Annotated in this window: 22 protein-coding genes; 7 read left to right on the top strand and 15 right to left on the bottom strand. The window is 29.8% G+C overall.

Annotation, left to right across the window (positions count from 1 at the left end):
- Positions 1–46 precede the first annotated feature (46 nt).
- Together grpE and hrcA are read right to left on the bottom strand one after the other, a co-directional pair.
- Positions 47–661, bottom strand: a complete 615-nt coding sequence (gene grpE / locus K292_RS0107675; protein WP_027399346.1) for a nucleotide exchange factor GrpE — start codon at positions 659–661, stop codon at positions 47–49.
- Positions 654–1,700 carry a heat-inducible transcriptional repressor HrcA gene (gene hrcA, locus K292_RS0107680; RefSeq protein WP_027399347.1) on the bottom strand — a complete coding sequence of 349 codons (1,047 nt, stop codon included), beginning with the start codon at positions 1,698–1,700 and terminating at the stop codon, positions 654–656. The genes grpE and hrcA overlap by 8 nt, the downstream gene beginning before the upstream one ends.
- Positions 1,701–1,930: 230 nt before the next feature.
- Here hrcA and K292_RS0107685 point away from each other — a divergent pair, with 230 nt between their 5' ends.
- Complete coding sequence (locus K292_RS0107685; RefSeq protein ID WP_027399348.1) at positions 1,931–2,563, top strand: cytidylate kinase-like family protein; 633 nt, start codon at positions 1,931–1,933, stop codon at positions 2,561–2,563.
- On the opposite strand, the gene K292_RS17840 is transcribed toward K292_RS0107685, so the two are convergent.
- The 4 genes from K292_RS17840 to lepA are packed head-to-tail and all read right to left on the bottom strand — an operon-like array spanning position 2,547 to position 8,124.
- A complete protein-coding gene (locus K292_RS17840) occupies positions 2,547–3,581 on the bottom strand; it encodes an acyltransferase family protein (RefSeq protein ID WP_051280499.1) in 1,035 nt (344 codons plus the stop codon). The two genes, K292_RS0107685 and K292_RS17840, sit on opposite strands and share 17 nt — an antisense overlap.
- 45 nt (positions 3,582–3,626) lie before the next feature.
- Positions 3,627–5,117, bottom strand: a complete 1,491-nt coding sequence (glpK, locus tag K292_RS0107695) for a glycerol kinase GlpK (protein WP_027399349.1) — start codon at positions 5,115–5,117, stop codon at positions 3,627–3,629.
- 40 nt (positions 5,118–5,157) lie between these two features.
- The gene (hemW, locus tag K292_RS0107700; RefSeq protein ID WP_027399350.1) at positions 5,158–6,288 is read right to left on the bottom strand and encodes a radical SAM family heme chaperone HemW; all 1,131 of its coding nucleotides are present in this window, start codon (positions 6,286–6,288) and stop codon (positions 5,158–5,160) included.
- Positions 6,289–6,312: 24 nt separating this feature from the next.
- Entirely contained in the window at positions 6,313–8,124 is a 1,812-nt protein-coding gene (gene lepA, locus K292_RS0107705) for a translation elongation factor 4 (protein WP_027399351.1), read from the bottom strand.
- A 340-nt stretch (positions 8,125–8,464) separates the two neighbouring features.
- Here lepA and K292_RS18600 point away from each other — a divergent pair, with 340 nt between their 5' ends.
- Positions 8,465–8,734, top strand: a complete 270-nt coding sequence (locus K292_RS18600) for a hypothetical protein (RefSeq protein ID WP_156900502.1) — start codon at positions 8,465–8,467, stop codon at positions 8,732–8,734.
- On the opposite strand, the gene K292_RS0107710 is transcribed toward K292_RS18600, so the two are convergent.
- Genes K292_RS0107710 through gpr form a run of 3 tightly spaced genes read right to left on the bottom strand, consistent with a single transcriptional unit; the run spans position 8,715 to position 10,933 of the window.
- On the bottom strand, positions 8,715–9,038 hold the full coding sequence (locus K292_RS0107710; protein WP_027399352.1) for a hypothetical protein: 324 nt from the start codon (positions 9,036–9,038) through the stop codon (positions 8,715–8,717). The genes K292_RS18600 and K292_RS0107710 overlap by 20 nt on opposite strands.
- Positions 9,039–9,045: 7 nt before the next feature.
- The gene (gene spoIIP / locus K292_RS17845; protein WP_051280502.1) at positions 9,046–9,990 is read right to left on the bottom strand and encodes a stage II sporulation protein P; all 945 of its coding nucleotides are present in this window, start codon (positions 9,988–9,990) and stop codon (positions 9,046–9,048) included.
- Positions 9,991–10,030: 40 nt separating this feature from the next.
- The gene (gpr, locus tag K292_RS0107720) at positions 10,031–10,933 is read right to left on the bottom strand and encodes a GPR endopeptidase (RefSeq protein ID WP_027399353.1); all 903 of its coding nucleotides are present in this window, start codon (positions 10,931–10,933) and stop codon (positions 10,031–10,033) included.
- Positions 10,934–11,039: 106 nt separating this feature from the next.
- Here gpr and rpsT point away from each other — a divergent pair, with 106 nt between their 5' ends.
- Together rpsT and K292_RS0107730 are read left to right on the top strand one after the other, a co-directional pair.
- On the top strand, positions 11,040–11,306 hold the full coding sequence (gene rpsT / locus K292_RS0107725; RefSeq protein ID WP_027399354.1) for a 30S ribosomal protein S20: 267 nt from the start codon (positions 11,040–11,042) through the stop codon (positions 11,304–11,306).
- Positions 11,307–11,608: 302 nt separating this feature from the next.
- Positions 11,609–12,100 (top strand): spore coat protein, encoded by a 492-nt coding sequence (locus tag K292_RS0107730; protein WP_027399355.1) that lies wholly within the window; start codon positions 11,609–11,611, stop codon positions 12,098–12,100.
- Between the two features lie 210 nt (positions 12,101–12,310).
- Here K292_RS0107730 and K292_RS0107735 read toward each other — a convergent pair whose 3' ends face one another.
- Both K292_RS0107735 and K292_RS0107740 read right to left on the bottom strand, forming a co-directional pair.
- Positions 12,311–13,444 (bottom strand): copper amine oxidase N-terminal domain-containing protein, encoded by a 1,134-nt coding sequence (locus K292_RS0107735; protein ID WP_027399356.1) that lies wholly within the window; start codon positions 13,442–13,444, stop codon positions 12,311–12,313.
- 129 nt (positions 13,445–13,573) lie between these two features.
- On the bottom strand, positions 13,574–14,830 hold the full coding sequence (locus tag K292_RS0107740) for a M20 metallopeptidase family protein (protein WP_037372806.1): 1,257 nt from the start codon (positions 14,828–14,830) through the stop codon (positions 13,574–13,576).
- A 183-nt stretch (positions 14,831–15,013) separates the two neighbouring features.
- On the opposite strand from K292_RS0107740, the gene K292_RS0107745 reads away from it, so the two are divergent.
- Entirely contained in the window at positions 15,014–15,982 is a 969-nt protein-coding gene (locus K292_RS0107745; protein ID WP_051280504.1) for a S66 peptidase family protein, read from the top strand.
- Positions 15,983–16,061: 79 nt separating this feature from the next.
- Here K292_RS0107745 and K292_RS0107750 read toward each other — a convergent pair whose 3' ends face one another.
- Positions 16,062–17,777, bottom strand: a complete 1,716-nt coding sequence (locus K292_RS0107750) for an AMP-dependent synthetase/ligase (protein WP_027399359.1) — start codon at positions 17,775–17,777, stop codon at positions 16,062–16,064.
- A 156-nt stretch (positions 17,778–17,933) separates the two neighbouring features.
- Between K292_RS0107750 and deoD the strand changes: the two genes are divergently transcribed.
- Both deoD and K292_RS0107760 read left to right on the top strand, forming a co-directional pair.
- A complete protein-coding gene (deoD, locus tag K292_RS0107755; RefSeq protein ID WP_027399360.1) occupies positions 17,934–18,644 on the top strand; it encodes a purine-nucleoside phosphorylase in 711 nt (236 codons plus the stop codon).
- Positions 18,637–20,565: a bifunctional metallophosphatase/5'-nucleotidase gene (locus tag K292_RS0107760; RefSeq protein ID WP_027399361.1), complete on the top strand. Its 1,929-nt coding sequence runs from the start codon at positions 18,637–18,639 to the stop codon at positions 20,563–20,565. Before deoD ends, K292_RS0107760 begins: the two co-directional genes overlap by 8 nt.
- A 136-nt stretch (positions 20,566–20,701) precedes the next feature.
- On the opposite strand, the gene K292_RS0107765 is transcribed toward K292_RS0107760, so the two are convergent.
- From K292_RS0107765 to K292_RS0107775, 3 genes are all read right to left on the bottom strand, one after another.
- Entirely contained in the window at positions 20,702–21,382 is a 681-nt protein-coding gene (locus K292_RS0107765; RefSeq protein ID WP_051280505.1) for a DUF3298 and DUF4163 domain-containing protein, read from the bottom strand.
- A gap of 348 nt (positions 21,383–21,730) precedes the next feature.
- Positions 21,731–22,228, bottom strand: a complete 498-nt coding sequence (gene infC, locus K292_RS0107770; protein ID WP_245570841.1) for a translation initiation factor IF-3 — start codon at positions 22,226–22,228, stop codon at positions 21,731–21,733.
- 105 nt (positions 22,229–22,333) lie between these two features.
- The gene (locus K292_RS0107775) at positions 22,334–22,498 is read right to left on the bottom strand and encodes a zinc-ribbon domain-containing protein (protein ID WP_027399364.1); all 165 of its coding nucleotides are present in this window, start codon (positions 22,496–22,498) and stop codon (positions 22,334–22,336) included.
- Positions 22,499–22,970: the final 472 nt, after the last annotated feature.

Genomic DNA, 22,970 nt, shown 5'->3' on the forward strand with positions numbered 1-22,970 from the left:
AAATATATTTCTTAAATTTAAGTAATTTTAAGTAAACAAAATTATCTTATTCAGATACTTTTACCATAGCAGGTCTGATTACTTTATTATTTAAAGTATACCCCTTCTGCAATACTAATATGACCTTTCCACTTTCATGCTCATCAGAACTTTCTGTAAGAACTGCATGATGGAAATTGGGATCAAAATCCTCCCCTTTTGCATTAATCTCTTCAACCCCGCTTTTTTCCAATACCCCCTTAAGCTGTTTAAAAATCTTGCCCATTCCTTCTGTAAAGCTTTCATTCTCTTCAGATTTATGATCAAGTGCTCTTTCAAAATTATCTATTACATTAAGCAATTCCAAAACGATTTTCTCGTTGGCAAATGCATAAATGTCACTTTTTTCTTTTTCTACTCTTCTTTTATAATTCTGGAAATCTGCTGCAAGTCTTAAATACTTTGTATTACCTTCCTCATCTTCAGAAGACATTGCATTTTCTTCAACTTTTTTGTCTTTCTTTGACTCCTCTTTTTTACCAGTTTTTTTATTTTCTTTTGACTCCTTATTAACTTCTTCAGATTGTGATTTATTATCAGACTCTTTTTTTGGAGTTTCCTCTGTCTTAGAATCGATATCCTCTATATCAATTTCATTTTCGACATCTTTCTTTTTATTCATCTTCCTGATCTCCTTCCTCTAATAGATATGCTTTACTGATATTATCTGTCATATATTCTATTACTGAAATAACTTGATCATATCTCATTCTAGTCGGTCCTATTACTCCTAACTTCCCAATAAGCTTTCCATCCACTCTGTAAGTAGCTGTAATTAGACTAGACTCTCTCATAACATCATCAATATTTTCATTACCAATAGTAATAATCATTCCATTTTCTCGACTTACAAGAACATCTGTAAAGTGTTTTTTATGACTAAGCATCTCTAAAAATATCTTTGCTTTTTCTATGTCATTATATTCCGGTATTGAAAAAATATTGGTCAAACCATCCATATATAATTCTACATTAAGCATATCTTCTAATGTACTCATAAAGTTTGGCATAATATTTTGGGCTAATCTGCTCATAGCTTCAATATCTGTCTCAAAGTTTTTTATGATATCAAGGGTTAAAATATTACTTAAACTCTTTCCTTTATAATTATAAGTCATAGTTTTTGAAAGTAATGCCAAACCTTTTTCTGTATATGGAACTTTAATCTTTAACGCTGTATTAGATACTTTGCCGCTTTCTGTAACAATCATTAAAACTACAGTATGCTCATCAACAGGTAAAAGATTAATATATTTAAGCTTATTTTCATTATGCTCTGGTGCAATAGCAAATGATGTAAGATTAGTTAGTTCAGAAAGTAATGAGGCTGCATGTTTAATTGTTCTGTCAAGCTCGCTTAAATTTGAATTTATTTTTTCTTTAATAATTTTCTTTTTATCATCAGGCAGTTCATATTTTTCCATTAAAGCATTTACATACAGTCTGTAAGCTTTATCTGAAGGAACACGTCCCGAAGATGTATGGGGATGAGTCAAAAAACCCATTTCTTCTAAATCAGACATTTCATTTCTAATAGTAGCAGGGCTTATTCCCATATTATACTTTTTAGAAAGGCTTCTGGAACCCACAGGTTCAGCTGATAGAATAAAATCTCCTATGATAGCTTGTAATATTTTTAATTTTCTTTCAGTTAGCTCCATAATTCTCACCAATTTCTATAAAAAAACTTTAAGTCAAATTTTCTTTGTTAGCACTCAAGTTCAGTGAGTGCTAACCTTTAGTTTTAATTTAACACTGTTGCATTGGAATGTCAACAGTGTTTTATGATTTGTTTAATATTTTTTTATATTTTTTAATCTATTATCTATTTACCCCATATGATATAATTATAAACATAAAAATAAAAAAAATTTATAAAGGAGATATAACTATGAATAGTAAAATTATCATTACTATAGCTAGGCAATTTGGAAGCGGCGGAAGAGAAATCGGCAAAAACTTAGCTAATGAGCTCAATATTGCTTTCTACGATAAAGACTTAATTAAAATTGCTGCTGAAGAAAGTGGAATTCATGAAGAATTATTTGAAAATGTTGATGAAAATCATAAAAATAGTTTTTGGGATAATATGGCATATAATACCACATCATTTGGAAATCCCTTTTCTTCCGGAAGCGATATCCCTATAAATGATAAACTTTTTATTATTCAGTCAAATGTTATTAAGGAACTCGCCGAAAAGGATTCTTGCGTTATAGTCGGCAGATGTGCTGATTATATTTTAAAAAGCAATCCTAATGCAATACATATTTTTATTCATTCTAATAAAGAAGATAAAATAAATAGGATTATTAACTCATATGGTATACCAGCTGAAAATGCTGAAGTTTTAATGATTAAAACAGATAAAAAGCGTGCCACATATCATAATTATTATTCCTCAGGGAAATGGGGAAAAGCAGAAAATTATAATTTAGCTATTGACAGCAACGTGCTTGGTATTTCAGGTACCGTTGAAATAATAAAAAAGTTTGCACAAATAAAATTTAATTTATCATTGTAAAACTTTGTAATATTTTTTTCATTTGAAATAAGCCTAAATTAAAGAACTTTTTTAAAGTGTTATAAATTATATCAATCATACTTTTATATGTATCTGCCACAATCTGCCGTGATAATAGCCATACAGATAAAGCTGCTGTAAGTAAAATTAATAAATAATTAACTATATTTTCACCGCTGAAAATTTCAAACCCTTTAATTATGTAACGAATTATAATATGCATAGTATAAACAGACATTGTATTTTTTCCTATATACGATAACTTAGTTTTTTTATTAGGTACCAAAATCAGAAAAACCACAATCCATGCTAAGGCTATAATTGATATAAAAATTCGTATAACAATTCCTTCTATATTAGAAATTCCCAAATTGTTATACGATGATTTAAAATACCAAGCATCAATAGGTATTTTATTAAAATATGACAAAATTGCAGAAAATCCAACAAGAATAAAAGATACAAATATCCCTACACCTTTAGGAATTTGCTGTATCTTTTTAATATGTTCTTCTTTAGAAAAATATCCTAATAAAAAAAATGGTAAGAATCCAATAATTCTAGCTATAGATAAAGTTTCATCTATGCTATCAATACATCCTGAAAGTAAAGAAAGAATTACACTTATTGGTAATATATATTGTATATTTATCAAGTCTTTTAAAAAATATCTATAAACAAACATATTTAATAAATACCAAAGGGCCATAGTTGGCAATGTTATATCGAAATTTGCTTCTCCAAATATAAAATATCTGATTGTATACATAATAGGCATGAGTACAAAATAAGGGAATAAAAAAGATTTAAAGGCTGTCTCCCTACATTTATCAACATGCTTTGAAAAATATCCTGATACAAATAAAAATCCCTGCATAATAAATGAGAATGATGTAATATAAATAACTCCTCCAATGGTATTTGCTTCAAACGTAGCAGAAACTCTTATATAATGTGCAAAAACTACAAAAAAAATTAAAATTGCTTTTAAATTATCAAATAAATAATTTCTAATCATTTTTCTTCCTGTCAATATGTATATTTAATAAAATTATAATTTATATTACTTAGCCCATCCTAAAGAACAATTTACAGCCTTATGCCAACTTGATAAAAGTTCTTCTCGATACGAATTTTTTATATTGGGTTTAAAAACATTAGATAAATCCCAATTTTCTATTATATCACCTTTATTTTTCCAATACCCCACTGCAATTCCTGCTAAATACGCTGCACCCAATGCCGTCGTTTCAACACAAGCCGGTCTTTTAACTTCAATATTAATTATATCCGATTGAAATTGCATAAGAAAATTATTAGAAGAAGCACCTCCATCTACTTTTAATGATGAAACTTTAGTCCCTGAATCTTGAATCATTGCTTTAATTAAATCATTTGTCTGATATGCTAATGATTCTAATGCAGCACGAACAATATGATACTTATTTGCTCCTCTTGTCAATCCCACAAGAGTTCCTCTTGCATATGGATCCCAATAAGGTGCTCCAAGACCTACAAAAGCAGGAACAAAATATACTCCATTTGTATCTGAGACTTTTTTAGCCATCCATTCAGTATCCTTTGAAGTCTCTATAATTCCTAGTTCATCTCTTAACCATTGAACGGCAGCTCCTGCAACAAAAATAGATCCTTCTAAAGCATAATTTACTTTTCCATCTATTCCCCAGGCAATAGTTGTCAAAAGACCGTTTTTAGAAGTCACAGGTTTCTCCCCAGTATTCATTAGTAAGAAGCAGCCTGTTCCATATGTATTTTTTGCCTCGCCTTCATTAAAACAAGCTTGCCCGAAAAGTGCTGCCTGCTGATCTCCTGCCATTCCTGCTATGGGAATTTCTCCTCCAAATATGGAAGAATCTGAAACTCCGTAATTATAACTTGATGGTTTTACCTCAGGAAGTATAGCTTTAGGAATACCCATTTCTCTTAATATTTCCTCATCCCAATCTAAATTATTAATATTAAACAACATTGTTCTTGAAGCATTAGAATAATCTGTAACATGAATTTTTCCTTTTGTAAGATTCCATATAAGCCATGTATCTATAGTACCAAACAAAAGTTCCCCATTTTCTGCTCTTTTTCTAGCATCTTGCACATTTTCTAAAATCCATTTAACTTTCGTAGCAGAAAAATATGCATCTATTATAAGACCTGTTTTCTCTCTGTAACTTTCCACAAAACCTTTTTCTTTTAACTGGTCACAATACTTTGCTGTACGTCTACACTGCCAAACTATAGCATTATATATGGGCTTTCCCGTTTTCTTATCCCAAACTACAGTAGTTTCCCGTTGATTTGTAATACCAATGGCTGCAATGCTTTTAAAAGTTACATTAATTTTACTTAAAGCTTCCTTTGCAACACTAATTTGAGAGTTTAAAATTTCTAAAGCATCATGTTCAACCCATCCTGTCATTGGATAGATTTGTTTATGTTCTTTTTGTGCTTGACAAACTATCTGTCCTTTTTTATTAAAAAGTATACAACGGCTGCTGGTAGTTCCTTGGTCTAAAGACATAATATACTGCTCCATAAGTTTTTCTTCCTTTCGCATATAATAATTTTAAATTTATTTATACAAATTCTGCTAGTATTTTATTGGATATATTAATACCTTGTCTGGTAAATCTTAGCTTGCCATTTTCTGTTTTTAATAATTTACCTTTTATAAATTTATCTATTTCTTCACCATATATATCAATTATATTTTTTTTAAATCTTTGCTCAAAATCATATAAATCAATACCTTGAATCTTTCGCATACCCGTAATAATATATTCACAAATATCATCTTCTTCAGAGTTTTTATGCTGCCATTCCAAAATAGGAACATCTGTACTATTGTATAAATTAAAATCTTTTGTATTACTAAATCGGATTCCATTTATATATGAATGAGCCCCTAACCCTATACCTAAATAATTATCTAAAGACCAATATTTCAAATTATGCTTGCACTCAAATCCCATCTTTGCCGCATTTGATATTTCATAATGATTATAGCTATATAATATTAAAAAATCTAAAGCCAATTCATACATCTGACGATCTAATTCATCAGGGATTTCCTTAAAATTACCTTCTTGGAAATCACGGAAAAAAGGAGTTCCTTCCTCTAACTGTAAACTGTAAAAAGAGATATGTTCAGGTTGAAGTTTAATAATTTTTTGCAAAGTGTCTTTCCAAATTATCATGTCCATGTTGGGCACAGCAAACATTAAATCCATATTAATATTCTTAAATCCGCAGTCTCTTGCTAAACTATAGCTTTTAAAAACATCATTTACTTCATATACTCTGCCCATATAATTTAAAAGGTTTTGATTTAAAGATTGAACTCCTATACTCAGCCTGTTAATACCAGTTTGTAGATAAGTATTAAGTTTATTTCTACTTAGAGTTTTCGGATTAGACTCAATAGTAATCTCTGCGTCATTTTTTATATTAAAATTAGCCCTAACAGCAGTCATAAGTTCTGCTATCAAGGCTTCATTCACAAGGGAAGGAGTACCACCACCTATAAATATAGTATCTACATAAAACTTTTTATCGTAAACTTTGCCGTAATACTCCAATTCCTTTTTTAATACATTAAAATATTTTATTTGATCTTCTAACAAACTCCCGCCAAAAGACACAAAATCACAGTAATTACATTTCCTAATGCAAAAAGGAATATGTATATAGATACCTAGATTCTTCAAAAAATTTCGCTCCCTTTAAACAAACTATTTATTTTCATCATATTTTAGAACAGCTGTAAATGCTTCTTGTGGAACTTCAACAGAGCCGAACTGTCTCATTCTTTTCTTACCTTCTTTTTGCTTTTCAAGAAGTTTCCTTTTACGGGAAATATCTCCTCCATAACATTTTGCAATTACATCCTTACGATATGCTTTTACCGTTTCTCTTGCAATTACCTTTTGCCCAATGGATGCCTGAATCGGTACTTCAAACTGGTGCATTGGAATAATTTCTTTTAATTTTTCACATACAAATCGACCTCTTGCATAAGCTTTTGATTCATGCACAATCATAGAAAATGCGTCTACCAGATCTTTGTTTAATAAAATATCCATCTTTACTACATTTGATTTTTCGTATCGGATAAATTCATAGTCTAAAGAACCATAGCCTCTTGTTTTTGATTTTAATGCATCAAAAAAATCATAAATAACTTCATTTAGAGGCATTTCATAATGAAGCTGAACTCTCGTTTCCGTAATATATTCCATATGCATCATTTTTCCACGTCTTTCCTGACAAAGCTCCATAATACTTCCCACATATTCTTTTGGAATCATAATATCCGCTTTCACAATTGGTTCTTCTATATGATCAATTTCCATAGGATTTGGTAAATTAGAAGGATTTTGTACCATTTCTACAGAGCCATCATTTAAAACAACTTTATAAATAACACTAGGCGATGTTGTAATAACTCCCAAATTAAACTCTCGTTCTAAACGCTCTACAATTATTTCCATATGCAACAGGCCTAAAAATCCACAACGAAAACCAAAACCTAAAGCTGTTGATGTTTCAGGTTCAAAATGAAATGCTGCATCATTTACTTGAAGTTTTTCAAGAGCATCTTTTACATTTTCATATTTTTCTCCTTCAGCTGGATAAATACCGCAATATACCATAGGTTGTACTTTTTTATACCCTGGTAATGTGGTTTGTGTCGGATCTTTATCAAGAGTGATCGTATCGCCTACTCTTGCATCAGAAACCTGTTTTATGCTAGCACAAATATACCCAACAGAACCTGCTGCTAATTCTTTTACTGCCATATGTGATGGAGCATAAACGCCAACTTCTGTAACTTCATATTTTTTCTTTGTATTCATCAAACGAATAATATCGCCCTTCTTTATTGAACCATCAAAAACTCTTGCATAAATTACAACTCCTTTAAAATTGTCGTAATAAGAATCAAATATTAATGCTTTTAATTTTCCATTAATATCACCACTTGGCGACGGAATTTTCGCAACAACCGCTTCTAAAACATCTTCTATACCAATACCTTCCTTAGCTGATATAAGAGGGGCATCTTCTGCATCTATTCCGATAATATCTTCAATCTCCAATTTTACTTCATCAGGTCTTGCACTTGCTAAATCTATTTTATTTAAAACGGGAATAATTTCAAGATCTTCGTTTAATGCCAAATAGACGTTAGCAAGAGTTTGAGCTTCTACACCTTGAGTAGCGTCCACAATTAAAATGGCTCCTTCACATGCAGCTAAACTTCGAGAAACTTCATAGGTAAAGTCCACATGTCCTGGAGTATCTATTAAGTTAAAAATATATTCATTTCCATCTTTAGCTTTGTAAACAAGTCTTGTAGTTTGTAGCTTAATAGTAATTCCACGTTCTCTTTCCAAATCCATATTATCCAGAAATTGTTCTTTCATTTCTCTTTGTGATACAAGTCCTGTTTTTTCAATAATTCTATCTGCTAAAGTAGATTTGCCGTGATCTATATGCGCTATAATACAAAAATTTCTAATATATTTCTGGTATGAATTCATTCTTCCTCCTTGAAAAATAACTATCCCATTTCTTATTTAAAATATAGTTATTTTATGCTAAGTAGTTTTTAAACTAATTAAATTATTATATTATATCAGTTTTATAACTTTCAAAACATAATTTAATGATTCCCTTAATACAGCGACGCTGTATTAATTGTAGGAATCATTAATTATGTTACCATATTCTTACTCATATGATTAAATGCTTCCCACTTTGCCTTGCAGCAACACTGTTTCAATCTTAGGAATCATTATATCATGACATTAAACTAACATACATGATTCAATGATTCCATCTTTACAGCAACGCTGTTTTATTCTTAGGAATCATTATATCATGACACAAACTAACATACATGATTCAATGATTCCACCCTTGCAGCAAAACTGTTTTATTCTTAGAAATCATTATATCATGACACAAACTAACATACATGATTCAATGATTCCATCCTTGCAGCAACGCTGTTTTAATCTTAGGAATCATTATATCATGACACAAACTGACATGCATGATTCAATGATTCCACCCTTGCAGCAACGCTGTTTTAATCTTAGGAATCATTATATCATACCAAACTCATCATTTACAACAATTGCGGTTTAAATGCATCATAATTTATTTCTTCTTTCTCAATACCAAAAGTTTTTCTGACATTTGTTACGAAACTATCAAGATTACTTACTACTATAGTACTGATTTTATTCCAATTTTCTTCTAACTCTTTTATATTTATTTCTTCTGATTTTCCAAACATGGAAATAGAAAGATAATTAGTATTTAAGCGTTTAACATTTGGAATTAATTTCCCTTCTTGATCAAGCATATCAGAGTATGCAGAATCAACAGTTACAACACTTAAAACTGACATAAAAACTAAAATAAATACAATTGTTTTTTTTAATCTCATTGTGTTTTTATTTTATCTCCTTTATAACTTCTGCCAATACATCAGCAAAATATTTTGCTGTAAGTTTAGCTTCAGAAATATTATTTTGATTGTTACCTACTTCTAAAAGCAGATAATAATTTGAAACCCATTGGTTATATTTATATTCCTTTTCAATAATTCTTCCCCCAAATCCCGGATATAATTCCTCTGCTTTTGCATTAACTTGATTAGCAAAGACTTTTAGATTATTAGCATTTTCATTTCCATTTCCTACAACAAGGTTATATTTTGCCACTTCTTTTCCATTAATTTTTATTGTTTTACCGGCATTGCCTGTATATGCAGCTGCATCCCTATGTAAGTCAATAATTACTTTAGCTGTAGGATTATTGGCGATCAAATTTTGAATAGTCTCTAACGACCTGCTATATGATTTATTATAAGAAGGAGAATCATGAATAGTTTTATCGTGTAATACTTGTATACCTTTTGCTTCTAATTCAGCCGTTAAAATATCTCCTACTTCTCTTACGGTATTTGCTTCTGATAGTGAATGAAAATTCCCCTCTGATGCAGGCTGAAAAGATTCTGTAGCATGTGTGTGATAAATAATTACTGCCGGTTTCGAGTAGTCAATGTTTGCTTTTGCTGCTTTAGGTGATTCTTCTTTTTGAGTATCTACTATGGATACATCCGAAGACTCTTTTGTATCTTCTTCAGTATTTTCATCAGTTTTATCTTTTGAATCTGCATTGCTTACTGTCATTCTTTTTCTTTCTTCATCTGCACCTCTGCTGACAGTGGGAAAAACGCTGCTAATACAATACTTAGCAATGCTTTCTCCCTTTGATTCACTGTTAGTGTTAGACGCTTCTGCTTTTTTAGAATCACTGTTTCCATTAAAACTAGAAATAGTAAAAAATCCAGTCAGAATAAAAACAGCACAAAACAAAATTAATCCTTTTCTCATTGGCTTTTTTCCTCCACGCTACTCTTTTTAAGAGCATATATTAAGAGTATATGCCTGGATGTAAAGTTATATTAATAGCATTTGCAATAATATCAGAAAAATCCTTTATTATCTGATCTATATCTGTTGAAGTTACAATCATATCCTGCCCATTTTCTTCTATATATTTTTCTGCTTTTACAGGATCTTTTAGAAATCCTGATAAGGAATCTAAAATTAACGTCCTTGAATCAATTACTGTAGGTACTCCTATGGCAACTACTTTAGATCCAATAGTCTCTTTTGTTAATTCCTTTCTCATATTACCTGTCCCAGCTCCCGGTGAAATTCCAGTATCACTTATTTGAATCGTAGTACTTATACGTTCTATGTTTCTGGCTGCAAGAGCATCTATAGCTATAATCACATCAGGTTTTGCAATTTCAGCTGCATTTCTGATTAATTCTGCGGTCTCCATTCCTGTAGTTCCCATAACACCCGGAATAAATCCACTGACACAAGACATTTCTTCATCACCCTCAGCTTCATAAATTAAAAAATATTGCCTTGTAACTTTTACTTTTGATGCTGTATATGGTCCTAATGAATCAGGAGTAACTTTATCATTTCCAAGTCCAATAACTAAAACTTTCAACTTATAATGAAATTGAACTAATTTTTTTAATTCTTCTGCCACAGCCTTAGCAACCTTTTCTTTTAAACTCTCTTTTAAAACGTCTGCTTCATCTACTAATCCTTGAACTTCAATTGTAATATAATTACCGATAGGTTTATTCAAAACTTGACTTCCATGTTCATCTGTAATTTTAATATTAGTTACATTTATATTTTCATCAAATTGTTTCTTATCTACCTCAACTCCTGAGATTTCAACACCCTTTCCTTTATTCTCTTCGTCATACATTTCTTTATTTTCGATAGCTAAATCTGTTCTTATATTCATATTTTTTCTTCCTTTCTAATTTCTTTTTTTATATTTTTCCCTTGCAAATTTTTTTCTATTCATATATACTCTAAATTATGATTATTTACGAAAGTGGGGTGAAAAAATGGCAAATATTAAATCAGCTAAAAAAAGAATCAAAGTTATCAACAAAAAGACTGCAGTTAACAGAAGAGTAAAATCTCATCTAAAAGCTATCATCAAAAATTTTGAAGCAGCAATTGCTGAAAACGATTTTGATACAGCAAAAGAAAAGTTAGCTTTAGCAGAAAAGAAGCTTATGAAAGCAGCTGCAAAAGGAACTATCCATAAAAATGCAGCTTCAAGAAAAGTTTCAAGATTAACTAGAAGATTCAATAAAGCGAGAGCTTAATCTCACCCGTCCCCACAATAGTGCATAAGTTAAATGCACATAATCTAAAGAAAAAGATGGAAGTGTCTCCCATCTTTTTTTAATTGGCCTATAAAATTTAATTCTAAAATAATTATACTACAATTTCACAATAATCTTATTTTTAATGCATTTAAAAAGTATTATATATTGTTATATTGAATATTCTTTTCATACTTCTTTTGAAAAAATAAAAAAGTTATTTTAATATTATTATAGATAATTTTACCTAAAATAATGTATTTTTTAATTAAGAATGTTCATACTAACTTTGAGGTGATTTTATGAATACATTAACACAAAAAGAAATAACATTGTTACAAGATGAAAAGAAGAATGAAGAGATTTGCGTTGAGAAATATAATAAATATGCATCTCAAGCATCAAATCCACAGTTGAAAACCCTTTTTCAAGAATTATCTGGCAAAGAGCAAGAACATTACAACACTATCAATCAAATTTTAAACGGAACAGTTCCAAATATGAATTCTAATCAAAGCAATCAGCAACAATCACAGTCAAATTCACAAACTCAAACTCAACCACAAATGCAGCCACAAGCACAAAATATTTCTACTACTAATCCACAGCAAGATTCTTATCTTTGTACTGATGCTCTTTCTACAGAAAAATATGTATCATCTAGTTATAATACTGCAATATTTGAATTCAAAGATCCAAACATCAGACAAGCTCTTAACCATATTCAAAAAGAAGAACAAGAACATGGAGAAAAAATTTATAACTATATGGCTCAAAACGGCTTGTACAATTAATACTATTTTTGGCTTGTTTAGATTTATAAGCAAGCCCTTTTACATAATTAAAAGCTTCTTATTATAAATCAAGTAATCTTATGACCTTATGTGGTTTATTTATAATACTTCCCGGTCTAAATGTACAGACAGACTATTTTCTTATTTTTCAATTTTTAAAACATCATCTTTAAATACTTTATTTATTCATCATATATATAACAATACTTTCTACTTACTTTTATATATTGATATTGTTCCATCAGATTCATTATGTATATATGAAGGTATACACTCCACAGTTCCGAACCATATACCACTTGCTCCTTGTTTCCTAAATTCACTATATAATTCATAGTCATTAAAATCCGTATATTGATCCTTATTAAATACTGATACTTTTAAATCAGAAATTTTAGCATTCTCTAACCGTGACATACAATTTGAGCCATCAAATGCTTTAGACATTGCCATTGAAACGACAGATTTAACAGAGGCATTATCAAATTCTGTTACTGTTGAAACTTTTCGAATGATTTCTTTTCCATCAAGTTCAATAATTAAATCCACCTGATTTCCTGAAATTTTCTTACCATAAAATTTTATATGGTGGGTGGAACCTTGGTCCAAGAAAATATTATCTCCCCAAAGCCACTCGTTCCCTTGACGCATATATACTGTCCATTTATTATAGTTAGGATTATTTTCATCTTCAATAAACTGAAATCCACCTTCAACATTCCCCACATCATTATCCCAGTCGAAACCAAAATATACATAAGGGCAATCTCCCTTTTCTGCAATTATAACCTTAGGAAGAGTAACATCTCCATCAATACCATCAAAGCCACTGAATTTGAGTTGTTTGCGTGAGAAAATTCCTGTCTTACCTCCATTAATATTCAATGGTGAATACATATCTTTCTCACTGTTAGATACTACTGAAACAGCACCTACTTTGCTGTCCCATTCAACAGTATAATCATAAGCTTCCATAACAGTACGAAGAGGTAAATATGATCGACCATCTTTTATAATCGCAGAAGTATTTATAGAAATAGTCGTTCCATTTTTATAAATTTCTTTTCTTCCTATGGGAATTTCAACATTAATATCTCCTTTATGTGATTTTACTGTCTGTGACTCTTTATCCCATTCTACCCCACAATTTATAGAATTCAAGCAAACACGTAAAGGTATCATTGTACTCCCTGTATCAGTTATATAAGGGAATCCTGTAGACTCATTAAAAATAATCTCTCCATCATTTACTTTGACTGTAATGGGCTTTTCATAAGCCTCACAAACTGAACAAGTACAAATAAAAAACATACTGAATACAGCAATCAAAAATATTTTTTTCACAAAAACTATTTCCTCCATCTTTCAAAATTAACTTAATTCTACCATTTTTTTTGCTTTTATTCTATATTTATAGTATTAATTTATTAATACTTTATTAAAATTTTATACTTATTTACCAAATCTATAGAACTAAATAATCTTTGTATCTAATAATTTCAAACACGATAACACTTCTAATAAAATCCCTGTTCTTATACAATCTTCATTCACATTAAAGTTTGATGAATGGAGTCCTGAATTCTCTTTATCCTCATAGCCGCTCCCTAAAAAGAAAAAAGCTCCTGGAACTTCTTCAAGAAAATAAGAAAAATCATCTACACCCATAGTTGCATTTTTTATATTTACAATTTTAAATTCTTCTGTCAAGTAATCGTTATCCTTCTTCACCAAATCATAAAAGTCATATAAAGATTTTTTTACTAAATCAACTGTTTTATCATCATTAATCAATGATGGATAACCTGCTTCAAAAATTACTTTTGCTTCACCTCTATTGGCTTTTGCAGTACATATTGACACTTGAAGTAATCTATCTTTTAAGAATTCTCTTGTGGATTTATCTAAAGCCCTTATAATACCTTCTAAAATTACTGTATCTGCAAGAATATTTTTTGCATCCCCTCCATGAATACTACCAAAAGAAATAACACCTGAATCCATAGGGCTTATATTTCTTGATATAATATTTTGTACATTTGATACAATCTGAGCAGAAATTGCTATAGCATCTACACCCCTGTCAGGATATGCTCCATGACAACTTTTACCTTTAACTATAATCCGAAACATATCTGAGGAAGCATGTACTTTTCCATACTTTAATCCAATAGTACCTGCTGTAAGCTCTGGCTTTACATGAATACCTATTATGTAATCCAGTTTTTTTATTTCATCTTCTGTTTTATATAATGTAAGACATCCTTTTTTTATCATGGGCAAAGCTCCGCCAAAGGTTTCTTCTGCCGGTTGAAAAATAAATTTAACATTACCATTAATTTCTTCTTTTAAATAACTTAAAACTTTCGCTGTTCCAAGAAGTACAGCCATATGAACATCATGTCCGCAAGCATGCATAACTTTTTTATTCAAGGAAGAAAAATTACAATTACTTTCTTCTTCTATTGGTAAAGCATCCATATCAGCTCTTATCGCTACTGTTTTTTCTATTTTATATTTATTTTTTTCTTCTTTTAAAATTCCTACTAATCCAGTTTCAAGAACTCTTTCCGTTAAGATTCCAAAAGAATTAAGCTCACGTTCTATTTTATTTCTAGTTTTGTATTCCTTATTTGAAAGCTCCGGCCATTTATGTAAATTACGTCTAATATCTATTGCCCATTTTTCAGTTTCATCTATTAAGTTTAAAAGATGTTTTTTTTCTATCATTCTTAATGACCCCCTTATTGACTTTTGATAGCTGATCTATATATGAAACACCATAATTTTATCTTATTTATTTAAACTTTATTTAGTCCTATTTTTTCATCTTTTCTTCTAATTCGGTAAAAATTTAAATATAATAATTTACTATAGTCTATAATTATGTCTATTATTAAAGGAGGTTCTATATTGATTAAAAATAATAAAAAAAATAAAATTATAAAACCAAAAACTTTAAAGAAAGGTGACAGAGTTGCATTGATTGCTCCTTCTTCTCCTGTAACTGATAAAAAATTTGAAATATCCATAAAATCTATAGAGTTTTTAAACCTAGAGCCTGTTATCTTTCCTACATGTAATATGAAACATGGATATCTTTCCGGTACAGATTCAGCAAGAGCAAAAGATGTTAACGATGCTTTTTCTGATTCCTCCATAGATGGTATTTTTTGTCTTCGCGGTGGATATGGTGTAACAAGAATACTTAACATGCTGGATTATAAAATGATTAAAAATAATCCTAAGCTTTTATTAGGGTATAGTGATATTACAGGTTTACATTTAGCTTTAAATAAACTATGCAATATGGCTACACTCCACGCACCTATGCCTACAGGTGGTTGGAATACTTTAGATCAACTTAGCTTACAAAGTTTAACAGATAATATTTTCACAGACACCCCTATAGGGAATGCTCCAACTCCTTTCGGTGAATCTATTGATATTATTAATCACGGTAAATGTGAGGGCATAATAACAGGTGGCAATCTTTCATTATTAACTGCAACCCTCGGCTCACCATATGAAATAGATACAAAAGGAAAAATATTATTTATTGAAGATGTAGATGAAAAACATTATCGTTTGGATAAAGGTCTAACAGCCCTTGCACTTGCAGGAAAATTTCAAGACTGCAAAGGAATAATTTTAGGCACTTGGTCGGACTGCTGTGATCCTGATTTAAAAGATGAAGATAATCTAACATTAACTCAAATATTTAATGAAGTAATCGCGCCATTTAAAAAACCTACCATAAATAATTTTAGGGCAGGTCATATTTATCCGCATATTTCAATCCCAATGGGTACCAAAGTTAGATTAGATGCTGACAATGGAATAGTTACTTTCCTGGAATCTGTTACACAAAATTTAAAGTAATTAAAAAACTGCTTCAAAATTGAATAATTATATTAGTATATTAAATACATAATAATTATCTTTTGATGCAGTTTTTAATTTATATATTTTTATGCCGTTTAATTTTTTTAGTAGTAGTTTTTATAAAATTATCCTTACGAATAATAACATTTCTTATTCTTTTATATATAGGGAATTTTTGATTTATTTCTGAAATTTCCTCTTTAAGTAAACAATAGATTTCATCGTCATCAAAACTTTTTCCAAATTCTTCAAATATTGCCTCATAATTTGGTATGATTTGTACACTTACTAAAGTATCTTCATTGTCATCAAGTGATCCATATATCATACATTCTTCAACATACTTATTTTTATTTACATAAGATTCCACTTCTTCAGGATATATATTTTTCCCCGTTTTTGTAACGATAACATTCTTTTTTCTTCCAGTTATATAAAGCCAGCCCTCAGAATCTACAAATCCTAAATCTCCAGTATAAAACCATCCGTCTTTTAATACCTTTGCTGTTTCTTCAGGCATATTATAATACCCAATCATCACATTTGGACCTTTAAATGCAATTTCTCCAATTCCACTTTCATCCTTATTAACAATTTTAATTTCACCATGTCTGATAGCAGGACCAACAGAACCGGCTTTTTTATAAGTATTTCCATAAAAAGGAGTACCCGATACAAGAGGAGAACATTCTGTAAGCCCATAACCTTGTAATATGCGAAAACCTAAATCTTCAAAACCCCTGAAGACATTGGGATCTATTCCTGCGGCACCAGTTATCAACAATCTTAGTTTTCCTCCAAAATTAGCATAAATACTTTTAAAGAATCTTTTACTCATATCAAAACCAATGGCCTTTAATGTTTTATTGAATTTTATTGCTTTTTTCAAAGTATCAGCTTTTCCAGACTTAATAGCTTGCTTCCAAATTTTATCATACATGGCTTCAAATATAAGAGGTACACCGATCAATACCGTAGCCTGAGATTCTATTAAATTTTTAGATACATATTTCAATCCTTCACAAAATGCTGTTGAAGCACCTCTATAAATAACCAGCATCATACCCATAGTTGATTCAAAAGTATGATGAATCGGCAAAATAGATAGAGTTCTGTCTTCTGGAAAAATCTCCACAATCTTACATGTATCCATAATATTAGAGACTAAATTCCTATGATTCAACATAACAGCCTTAGCAGCACCTGTAGTTCCTGATGTAAAGAGTAAAATTCTTAACTCTTCTGCATCTATTTGTGTATCTATATAAGAGCGGTCTCCTTCTTTTATTAGTTTATTACCTTCTTCTATAAGTTCATGCCATTTTAATCCTTCAGTATCATCTGGCATATTTTCATAAACTTTCATAGAAATTTTATACTTTATATCTAAATCTTTAAAATACTTTTCATAACCATTTGTATAAAAAACAGCATCACATTTTGCAGTATTGATTAAATTATATATTTCATCTTGACTGAGTTCTTTATCAAGAGGTACTATTACCCCTGTTCCGTTTACTGTAGCGAAATAAGTAACAATCCATGAATAACAATTTTCTCCTATAACTGCTATTTTTGAATCTTTTAACCCCATTTCTAAAAGTTTTGTTCCCAAAGCATCTACATCTTCTTTAAACTGCTTATAACTTTTTTCTATATATTTACCGCCTTTTTCCTTTTTTACAAGAAAAGCAGATCTATTACTGTAAAGGTCAACACTGGAATTCAGCATATCCTTTAAAGAAGTAACAATTCTGATTTCATAATCATTTTCTTTTGATAAATTGGACATTTCTATCTTCCTTTCAAAAAATAATAGCACCTATTAATTGCTATTATTTAATTAAATAATACATTACTTATAAGAATATGTAAACACTAATTAAATATTTGCCATAAAGCTTGGGTATGATATAATTATACCAAAAAATAATGGAGGTAACTTATTATGAGTACAGCACATATTAATGCAGCAAAAAAAGGAGATATAGCAGAATCTATACTATTACCGGGAGATCCTCTAAGAGCAAAATTTATTGCAGAAAATTTTTTGGACAACGCAAAATGTTATAATGAAATCAGAGGTATGCTAGGGTTTACAGGTACCTATAAAGGAGTTCCTGTATCAGTTCAGGGTTCTGGAATGGGCATGCCGTCTATGGGAATTTATAGTTACGAACTTATTTCTGAATATGGTGTAAAGAATTTAATTAGAGTTGGTACTGCCGGAGCCTTTCACGAAAGTGTAAAAGTAAAGGACGTAGTTTTAGGACTTAGTACCTCTACAGACTCAAATTACATTCATGCTTTTGGAGTTAATGGGAACTACGCTCCTACAGCTAGCTGGGATTTAGTTTTAAAAGCTAAAAATGCAGCAGATAAATTAGGCATTAAAGTTCATGCAGGAAATATTCTTTCCGGCGATGTTTATTATGAATTGGAACCAGATTGGTGGAAGAAATGGTCAAAAATGGGTACACTTTGTGTAGAAATGGAAGCAGCTGCCCTTTATATGAATGCCTCTTATCTGGGAGCTAATGCGCTATGTATTTGTACCATGAGTAACCACTTTGTTACTGGTGAAGAAACAACAGCTCAAGAAAGAGAGCAAACCTTTACCGATATGATGAAGATTGCTTTAGAAGCAGCTATTGCATAGAAAAAGAAAAATTATTTTTGGTTCCCTTATAATAATATTTAATTTGCTGATTTCTACTTTTTTAAATTTTACATCATTTGCTGAAAAGGATATCAGCATAAATAATATAAATTCTACTCTAAAACAGGAAAAACTTTGTATTATTTTTTCTCATGATATACATTCTAATTTAAACGGTCTTGCAAAAGCAAAAACTGTAATTAATCAAGTTAAGGAAATTTATCCTCATCCATTAATATTAGATGGTGGTGATTTTTCCATGGGAACTTTATATCAAACTGTTTTTCAAGAATCTGCATCAGAACTTAAAATGCTTGGTGCTTTAGATTATGATATTACTACAATAGGGAACCATGAATTTGACTATACGGGTATAGGCTTTGCTAATATGCTAAATGCTGCTAAAAATAGTAGTAAGATTTTACCATCAATAGTTATAAGTAATATAGATTGGGAAAAAAGCTTATCCAATGCTTCTGCTTCAAAAGAAGCTTCTAAAATAAAAAAAGCTATGGATAATTACGGAGTAAAAGATTACCAAATAATTAAAAAAAATGGACTCAAAATTGCTGTATTCGGTATTTTAGGTAAAGAAGCTATTTCTTATTCCCCCACAAGTAACCTTATATTCGAAGACCCCATTAAATGCTCTAATAGAATTGTAAAAGAAATTAAAAACAATGAAAATGTTGACATGATTGTGTGTCTCTCTCACAGTGGTACAAATGAAAATCCAAAAGAATCTGAAGATGAGATTTTAGCAAAAAAAGTTCCGGATATTGATGTTATAATAAGTGCTCATACTCACACTAAGCTTGAACAACCTATTATTATAGGTAATACGGTTATAGCTTCCTGCGGAAAATGTTCACATAATTTAGGAGTTATGGAATTTACTCTAAATAAAGGTAAAGTTAATTTAGATAATTATGAACTGATATGTTTAAATGGGAATATATCTTCTGATAAAACTATACTTGGGGAATTAGAAAAGATAAAAAAACAAGTTCAAAAATCATACTTAGAGCAATTTGATTATAAATTTGACCAAGTTTTAGCATATAATCCTTATGAATTTACACCTTATGTTTCTTTTGCTGAAAGACAGCAAGAATATCCACTTGGCAACATTATAGCTGACTCATATATTTATGCAGTAAAAAAAGCTGAGGGTGAAAATTATAAAAAAATAGATGTATCAATTGTTCCTTCAGGGGTAATAAGAGCATCTCTCAATAAAGGCAATATTACAGTATCAGATGTATTTAATGTAAGCTCTCTTGGAATTGGAAAAGATGGCGTTATAGGTTATCCTCTTATAAGTTGTTATTTGACTGGCAAAGATTTAAAGAATACTGCTGAAATAGATGCTTCAATTCCAAGTTTTATGCCAGAGTCTCAATTGTTTATGAATGGTCTTGCTTATACATTTAATCCTAATCGATTAATACTAAATAAAGTTGTAAAAGCAGCATTGGAACCGGAAAACGGTATTTATAAAGAAATAGAAGATGATAAACTGTATAGGGTAGTAACCGGCTTATACACAACGCAAATGCTGACTTTTTTAGACGAAAAATCAAAGGGCCTTATTTCTGTTATTCCAAGAGATAAAAACGGAAAGCCAATTGAAAATTATGAAGATCATATAATATATACAAAAAACGGTGAATTAAAGGAATGGGTAGCCTTAGCTTCATATTTAGAATCATTTCCAAAGGAAAACGGTATCCCTGTAATTCCTGAATATTACAGCAAAACCCACGGCAGAAAAATTATTTGCGAAGAGGATAGTATTATAGCTCTTATAAAAAAACCAAATAAAATATTTTTAGCCCTAGTTGTAATCACAACTTTACTTTTATGTTTTATGGCCATTTCTATTACAGCTATTAGTAGAAAAATCAGATCGAAAAGCTAAAGTAATACTATTCATAGAAAAACACCTAAATTCTTATGAATTTAAGTGTTTTCTTTAAATATATAAATTATAAGTTATACCTTCTTACTATCTTTTCTTTTTTATTGAAAATTTTAATTGTCCCTTTTTTATGCTGCTATTTAAATTCATGAAAACACATTTTAACAGGATTCATAACAAAATCACTGTAAGAAATAAAAAATTCTCGAATGCCGCTAGAATAAGGAGCAATATCATACTGCTGATAATAAATTACTACTCCTTCAGGTGTACAGTAAAAATTATTTTCATTAAAATTTTTTAAAATAAGTTCACTATAATCATCAAAATAAATGTTAGGGTTTTGTTCTATTTCATTTTTTATTTCTCTAAAAATATATAATTTGTAATTTAATGTAAATAATTGATTAAGTTTAACCCTTTTATACTTCTGCAAGTTCCATGTATCAGAACACCTTGTGGTATTACCGTGAGCACCGCCTGTAAATTCATATTTATCAAAATAAAGACTTATAATACAAGCCTCATTATATGTTATGTTATATGTTATTATACTTTCATATAATGGTAGTGGATAATTATTTTCTATACAATATTCATATTGTTTAACAACTAATTCAAATAATTCCATTCTGCAATGTTCTTCATATTCTAGGGCTTTTTTTTCATAATATTTATTAATCATGTATAATGCCATCTGAAAAGATATTGATGTAAACTGTGGATATTCAATTCTATATTTTAAAACAACTTGATCATTGTAAAGCATGGTATTTTCAATAACAACTGAATTTACCATTACAACACTTTCGCACATATTATCACCTCATATTAAAATATGCAGAGGTAGTATAAATGTGCTTATATTTAGATTTAGCTTAAAATTTTGTTACAGTTTAATAACTTTTTTACGCTCTTGATCTTCCCTTCTATCATTATATATATAATGATAGAAAAGAATTCAACTCAATCCTTTTTATCCAATGTATCTGATGGAAGTATTACCTTGAATTTTTAACCTTCTCAAATAAATTTACTAACCTACTAAATTTATCTTGCATAAAAACATTCCTAAAAAAACACCTTGATTTTCAAGGTGTTACAATTTTTCTTAAAAGTTCTAGGGCAAAGTTTCTTTATATTAAATTGTATGATTTAGCATTCATTACTTTTTAGGGCTTATAATCATACTCATAATTCTACCTTCAAGCGCGGCCCCTTTCTCAATAGACCCAACTTCCTTTATTGATTCAGCAAATCTTGAAAATACTTCCAATCCATCCGTTGTATATTTTTGTTGTCTTCCTTTAAAACGGATGCTTGCTTTTACTTTATTTCCTTCAGATAAAAACTTAAGTGCATTTTTAACCTTAACATCTAAATCATGATCTCCTATTTTTGCAGATAATCTTATTTCTTTTAGTGTTACAAGCTTTTGGCTTTTCTTTGCTTCTTTTTCTTTTTTAGCCTTTTCATACATAGTTTTATTGTAGTCTGTAATTTTACATACAGGCGGTACCGCATTTGGAGAAATTTCCACTAAATCTAAGTCCTTTTGAAAAGCTAACTCTAATGCATCTAAAGTAGATACTATTCCTAACATAGTACCATCTATGTCAACAAGCCTGATTTCTTTATTATTAATTTCATCATTAATACGCAATGTATCTTTTTTATTACTAATATTAAATACCTCCTATTTAATCCTCATATAAATAAAAGTGGATTATTAATTAAATCCACTTTTATGCTTGAAATAACATTATTATTAGTATCTATTTCGATTATTCCTTTGTTGTTTTCTTGCTTTTCTACATTCAGGACATCTTTGTGGTTCGTTTTCGAATCCTTTTTCTTTGTAGAATGCCTGCTCATTTTCAGTAAAAATAAATTCTGCCCCGCAATCTTTGCATACAATTGTTTTGTCAGCCATAACACTAACCTCCTTTGTTTTATTTAGGATTTCAAAATCAGAGACATCTCTCTCTAAATAATCAAAGAAGTGTTGTCAAAAATAGATTAACCCATATAACGATAATATTTTTATCAATTATATAATTATACTATAATAATTCCTTTTAATCAAGACTATTTTGAATTTTTTTATATTTTAAAATAGTAAGTAAAAATTTTAAATATTTGTTATATTATAATTCAATGAGATTACGGTACAATAACATTTAAAAATGATGCACTTTTTAATAAAACAACTTGTTGTTAGAAACTATAATACAAGTTATAATATTTCCTATGATTAAAACAGCGTTGCTACGAGGTAGTAATCATTGAATCTTGATTAGCAGCTTGTGCCATGATATAATGATTCTTATGATTGAACCAGCGTTGCTGTAAGGTAAGAATCATTGAATCATGCTTGGCAGTTTGTGTCATGATATAATGATTTT

The sequence above is a fragment of the Anaerovorax odorimutans DSM 5092 genome (assembly GCF_000426305.1).
GTDB lineage: Bacteria > Bacillota > Clostridia > Peptostreptococcales > Anaerovoracaceae > Anaerovorax > Anaerovorax odorimutans.